Genomic DNA, 7,023 nt, shown 5'->3' on the forward strand with positions numbered 1-7,023 from the left:
AACCAGCTTTTATAGCTGGTTTTTTTGTTTTCCACCAATTTAATACGTCTACACACCCTGTGTTTACTGACTTCTTGAAAATAAACATCGATATGCTTGACAAGGCCTATTTCCGAATCGTATATTTGCATCCTATTTAAAAACCACATATACATGAAGTTATCTGCTTTTCACTTTGATTTACCTGATGAATTGATAGCACAACATCCTGCTGAATATAGAGATGAATCTCGTTTAATGGTATTAAACAAGAAAGAACAAACTATAGAGCACAAAGAGTTTAAAGATTTAATCAACTATTTTGAAGATGGAGATTTGATGATCTTGAACAACACCAAAGTTTTTCCAGCAAGAATGTATGGAAACAAGGAAAAAACAGGTGCTAGAATTGAAGTGTTTTTGTTGCGCGAGTTGAATGCAGAAAATCGCCTTTGGGATGTATTGGTTGATCCTGCTCGAAAGATTCGTATTGGTAACAAATTATTTTTTGGAGAAGACGACTCGTTAGTAGCTGAAGTAATTGACAATACCACTTCTAGAGGACGTACATTACGTTTTCTATATGATGGTTCTTACGAAGAATTTAGACAAAAACTAGAAGATTTAGGAGAAACTCCTATTCCAAAACACATTAATAGAGAGGTTGAAGCAGAAGATGCTGACCGTTTTCAAACTATTTATGCTAAAGAAGAAGGTGCTGTTGCAGCTCCAACTGCAGGATTGCACTTCTCTAAACATTTGATGAAACGTTTAGAAATTAAAGGAGTAGATTTTGCTGAATTGACATTACACATTGGTTTGGGTACTTTCAACCCTGTTGAAGTTGAAGATTTATCAAAACACAAAATGGATTCAGAACAAATGAAAATTTCTGAAAACACCTGTGATACTGTAAACAGTGCTATTGGTAACAAACGCAAAGTATGTGCTGTTGGAACTACGGTAATGAGAGCTATTGAATCTTCTGTGTCTTCTAACGGAAAATTAAATCCATACGAAGGTTGGACAAATAAATTTATTTTTCCTCCATATGAATTTAGCATTGCAAATTCTATGATTACCAACTTTCATCCCTCTAAATCTACATTAATGATGCAGGTAGCCGCTTTTGCTGGTTATGATTTCTTAATGAAAGCTTATGAAGAAGCGATTAAAGAAGGATATAAATTTAGTACCTATGGAGATGCCATGTTGATTATCTAAATCATACACAATTTCTTATTATCATAAAAAAACCAAGCAATTGCTTGGTTTTTTTATACCTCTAAAACTCTCTAAATTGTAAAACACCCATATTTACACTAGCCACTAAACCAACCTAATTTTTATATTTAAACAAAAAAAGACCAGGCAAAATTGCCTGGTCTTTTTAATCTATAATTAAATAAGCTCATCAATTAGAGAACTAAAATCTTGCTTACATTAACTTCTCCATTTGCATTTACCATCATTACAAAGTATACACCGTGTAAATTCGTATTTACTACCGTTCTTCCTGATTGAGTAAATATTTTAATCTGAACTACATCAGCAGGCACTACTATTTCATTGTTTACAATTTCAATCTCATTAGGATTTACAACCACTGGAGCAAATCCATCAGAACAATCATCAAACTCTGTAAAAACACTTGAATCTTCTACATATGTTGTCCAGTTAAATGTACTATAAGATACATTGTCTACTTTTACACAAGTTAAATTAGGATTGTTTAAGATGTTAAAGTTATCGTTTGAAACAATGTTGTTATATCCATTTCCAAAAAGAACCTTTTCCAATTGGTTATTACTTAAGTTTAACTTAACGATACATTTATTATTATCTAGATCTAAAGTTCCTTCTAAATTGTTATACTCTAAGCTTAATACCGCTAAATTTAATGCCGCTCTTACATCTAAAGTGGTCAACTTATTAGTTCCTGCATATAAGTGAGTTAGCATCTTTTTATACCCTAAAATCAACTCCTCTAACACATTTCCTTGAACTTCTACGTAAACCAAAGCTTCATTTGGTGTAAGATCTAAGCTTGTTAACTTATTTCCTTTCAAACTCAATGTTCTTAATAATAAGTTATTTGATAAATCAATAGTTGTTAGACAGTTTGTTCCAGCATACAATTCTTCTAAAATCACTTGATTTGATAAATCCAAACTCTCTAACTTATTACCTGATATATCTAACACTCTTAACAAAGTATTGTTTGATAGATCTATAGTAGTTACTAAGTTACCCGCTATGTGCAATTCTGTTAAAGAAGTAAAGAATTCAATACCTGTCATATCTTTAATACACAATCCTGTCAAATTTAAGTACGTCATTGTAGCTACTTCAGGAGCTGGAATAATAGATCCATTTGTAACACCATCTAAATCTAATCCTTTGTCTACCATGTACTCTTCTAAAGTTTCAAAACAAACTGGTACTTGCTGAACTGTATCACAGCTTCCTGGAGGATAGTTATCTAAATTGTTATTACATAAGTTAAGCAACTCAATTTTTATATGATCACTTAAATCTAAAGTCCCAGATAAATTGTTATCATTTAACAACAGTGTAACGATACATTTAATTCCATCTAAATCAATAACATCTAGGTTATTATATCCTGCATTTAAATACTCTAAATTACAATTAGTACCTAATAACAATTGTTCTAATTTATTATAATTAACTTCTAACAGTTCTAGTAAAGAATTGTTTGATACATCTAAATGTTTAATCTCATTATAACGTAATCCTAGTTTCTTTAGTACAAGGTTATTTGACAAGTCAATCTCAGTCAACTTGTTTCCTTCTAAGTATAATTCACACAAATTAATGTTATCTCTTACATTGATTCCTATGATATCGTTATACTTTAAACTTACATGTTTTAGATTTACATTTTGAATTAAATCTAAAACGGTAATCTCATTTTCATTTGCTATTAACGTTTCTAAAGATGTAAAGTATTCTATACCAATTAAATCTCTTAAATTTTTACCACTAACATCTAAATACTTTATTGTATCTACTTCTGGAGCAGGTACAATAACACCATTAACTATTCCATCTAAATCCCATCCTTTATTGACCAAATAATGTTCGAAAGTAGTTACTTTACAATCATCAGATAAACATTCAGGTGCCACATATCCAAAATCTTGATCTACATTATCCTCAGCTATTGCTAAAGTAACATCACTCCTACTAGAAGTATCTATTCCATCTGCATCGAATGTTACACTCAGTTCATTTTCTGTTATTCCTGCTGGTAAACCTCCTGTTACAGTACTTACATCTACTGAAACTGTGTAGTTTCCTGCTGGTAAATTCTCAAATAAGTATTCTCCACTTGCATCTGTTGTCGTAGTTACATCATCTCCTGCATTTCCTGGTGTTCCTGGATCTAACGTTACCGTTGCTCCTTCTAATCCTAATTCGCTTCCATTCTGAGCTCCATTTTCATCTGCATCATACCAAACTGTGTCTCCTATAGATCCTAATTCTTGGTAATAACCAAAGTCTTGATCTAAATTATTCTCTCCTGCTCCTAAAACAACATCACTTGCACTTTCTGTACTTGTTCCGTCATTGTCATATGTTTGTGATAATTCTGCTGCTGTTACTCCAACTGGTAAACCTACTGTTACAGTACTTACATCTACTGAAACTGTGTAGTTTCCTGATTGTAAGTTTTCGAACAAGTAGTTACCATTGGCATCCGTAGTAGTTGTTACGTCATCTCCTGCATTTCCTGGCGTTCCTGGATCTAATGTTACGGTAGCACCTTCTAATCCTACTTCTGAACCATTCTGAGTTCCGTTTCCGTCTGCATCATACCAAACTGTATCTCCTATAGATCCTAACCCTTGGTATCCAAAGTCTTGGTCTAAGTTATTTTCTCCTGCTCCTAAAGTAACATCGCTTGTATCTGCTGTTCCTGTTCCATCATTATCATAAGTCTGTGATAATTCTGTTACCGTTACTCCTACTGGTAAACCTCCTGTTACAGTGCTTACATCTACTGAAACTGTGTAGTCTCCAGCTGGTAAGTTTTCGAACAAGTAGTTACCATTGGCATCGGTAGTAGTTGTTACGTCATCTGCTGTGTTTGATGGTGTTCCTGAATCTAACGTTACCGTTGCTCCTTCTAATCCTAATTCGCTTCCATTCTGAGCTCCGTTTCCATCTGCATCATACCAAACTGTATCTCCAATAGAACCTTGGATGGCTGTTACTGTAAACGTAACATCAGCCGTAGAGGCTGCACAAGATCCATCAGTAGCAAGGGTATATCGAATGGTGACATCTGTATTAGCATTGATATCATCAGGAGTATATACTCCAGCATTGATGGTTCCTCCTCCAGCTACTACTGACCAAACCCCTCCTGCAGGACTTCCTACCAATGTCTTTGTTTGTCCTTCATCAATAGTCACAGTTAAAGTGTTATTCTCAGCTTGCTCACAAGAAGAAGTACAAAAAACAGACAAGTCCCCTGTAAATGGAAAGTTGTGAATTTCTGAACCACTACCACTGTGTATTAGATTTCCACCCGAATACACACGCCCATTGATACTTGCTTTCACATCTAAATCAGCCGATGGAGCAATCATACTACCATTCAAATCTGATAAAATAGATACATCAGAAGCTTCGTAAAAATTCCATATCACATGATACACTAATGCATCTAGGTCTGAACCAGCAGCACTAGAAACGGGATCATTGACTCTACCCGCTAAAGCTTGAAGACGACTGACAACTGAAGTACCACTTACGTTAATTACAATCGTAGCTCCTGACTTGATAGTTCCTTCCTTAAATTTAAGAATCCCAACATATCCTGGATCTAAATCTTGATTTGCTGTTCCATCTAAGTGGAAAATCTCCATATCATTATTTCCCCCTGCAAGTTCTCTCACTCCACCTCCTAGGTCAGTCAAACTTCCCGTAGCAATTGATGTAGACATTTCTGAACTTACAATAGCCATATCTGACAATATTCCAGTAACATCGACTCCTGTTGGAGTTCCTGAAATCTGATTGGTCACTTCTATTTTTGATGGGTTGTTGATAGCTCCTCCAGCGATAGCAGTGTATGAAGCTGGATGTGCATTAAACCCAATCTGAATTCTATCATTGGCTGCAGTTCCATTAATTTGTATATCTCCATTGACTGCCAATCCATAGCTACCAGGTGCACCAATCACAAAAGTTCCTCCTCCAGACTGAGACACTCCATAAATAGAACCTGTTTTATTACTGATAAAATCACCACCAACAGCTACTCTTCCTTCTGTTTCAGCCCCTCCTGAAGCTGGAATCACAAAATTTCCACCTACCACTACAGAGTAATCTTCATCGAAACCTCTGTAGCCTGAAGCAGGCACTGAAACGGGACTCATTTCAGAGATTTGTAAAGGGCTTGGATATGTAGCTGTACCTGAAACATAGGGTGAATACAGATCTGGTGTTCCGTTCGTTCCGTTCAATTGTGCATCAAATGAACCTGAACATACTACTGCCAACTTCTCAATTCCAAAATTCACTTCTGTTTCTGTTACCGTTCCAACTGAAACTGCTAATATTCCATTAACATTACCGTCATCACCTGGAGTTGTTCCTTGGTTCTCTCCAGTATTAGTCCATGTTGCAGGTAAATTAGGTACTTTACTACCATTAGGATTTGTATGTAAAACAACTGTGTAATTTGAATTTGGTTCTATATCATCTAAAAAGGCATATGAACCATCACTATTAATAGGTACAGTATCTACAATTGTATTAGAACTATCAACTAAACTAGCATATAATTGTGTTCCACTAGGTGTAGAAATACCAGCACCATCTACCGTATTGTCCGTAAGTTTATCAAGATCATTGAAAACATTACCTTCTATACCCGGTACTAATGGATTTGTAGGGTTATTTTCGAATGTATCATCAGAAATACCGTAAAACTTAACATCTGCATCTCCATTGTTATCAATTCTAAAACCATAAATTGGCTGAATTGTATTAAACAAATTCACATCAACAACTGTGAAATACTGTGGTTGATTCGCAAACCTACCCGCTGAACCATAACCAATATTCCAGTCATATTTCTTATTTCCATTACTTGAGGCTATACCATTTTGTTTTCCAAATCTTAACTCTCTTGCACTAGTGATAGGATTTCCGTTGATATCCAAAGGAACAATTCTAAAGAAAGTGTTCCCATCTCTTTCACTTACCACTAAATAATCATCGTTGGTTAAAGCTTTAGACCAGTAAATATCAAAATCATCAGCTGGTGGTGTATTAGAAGAACCGTCATAAAACATATAGCTCAATGCATTACGGCTAGTTACCATATCCTGCATTGCATCTTCCCAAGCAGCAACACCATTAGAAATTAGCGTCTCTACACCTTCATTATAAACACCAACACCTGTTGTTGCATTTGTAAAGTTGTTGCTAGCCAATAAAGCTCCCTTAGCATTTAAGAAGTCAAGAGTTTTAATGACACCCCCATCATTAATCTTAACATAGTTCATCCAAACAGGCAATGTTGTTTCATTTGCAGGTATCGTTGGATCTATACCTCCACTTGTTTGAGTAATGGTAGCTCCATTAAATTCAATTTGCACTTCTGTAATAGGAACATTGTCTGTACCTAGTACAACGTCATAGAGCGTTTGAGCATTAGTTGTGATTGTTCCCAATACTAATAGCAATATAGAGAGCGTTTTAGTAATTTTTGTCATAGTAAATACTAGTTTAGTTTAATCAGTTCGCAAAAATAAGTATTAAACACTAAAAAGAACTACTGATTATCTGATATTTACGTTAACAAAACCAAAAAAACAACATATGTTAACAAAAGACAACATTTAAAACACTCAACATATTATAATAGATAAACGTTTTTTAAACTTAGAGTAAATTGATTTGGATTACTATAAAAATATGAGTCGTCCTAAAATAAGTTGACGATTAAAAAATCTTTAATGCAGAGCTTTTAAAAGCTCTGCATTTTTGTTGTGTATAAAATTA

At 34.6% G+C, this 7,023-nt stretch carries 2 protein-coding genes; one reads left to right on the plus strand and one right to left on the minus strand.

All coding sequences use genetic code 11. The features are described 5' to 3' along the window. Window positions 1-153: 153 nt before the first annotated feature. Window positions 154-1,203, plus strand: a complete 1,050-nt coding sequence (queA, locus tag Q4548_RS07660) for a tRNA preQ1(34) S-adenosylmethionine ribosyltransferase-isomerase QueA (RefSeq protein WP_303453310.1) — start codon at window positions 154-156, stop codon at window positions 1,201-1,203. Window positions 1,204-1,397: 194 nt separating this feature from the next. Here the strand turns inward: queA and Q4548_RS07665 are convergent, their stop codons facing one another. Then, entirely contained in the window at window positions 1,398-6,734 is a 5,337-nt protein-coding gene (locus Q4548_RS07665; RefSeq protein ID WP_303453312.1) for an SdrD B-like domain-containing protein, read from the minus strand. Between the last annotated feature and the right edge of the window lie 289 nt (window positions 6,735-7,023).

This window comes from Wenyingzhuangia sp. 2_MG-2023, from assembly GCF_030548295.1.
In the GTDB taxonomy this organism is placed as follows: domain Bacteria; phylum Bacteroidota; class Bacteroidia; order Flavobacteriales; family Flavobacteriaceae; genus Wenyingzhuangia.

Excerpts from the sequence above, each read along its gene's own strand:
- queA (WP_303453310.1), top strand. The coding sequence starts at position 154 with ATGAAGTTATCTGCTTTTCACTTTGATTTACCTGATGAATTGATAGCA.
- Q4548_RS07665 (WP_303453312.1), bottom strand. The coding sequence starts at position 6,734 with ATGACAAAAATTACTAAAACGCTCTCTATATTGCTATTAGTATTGGGA.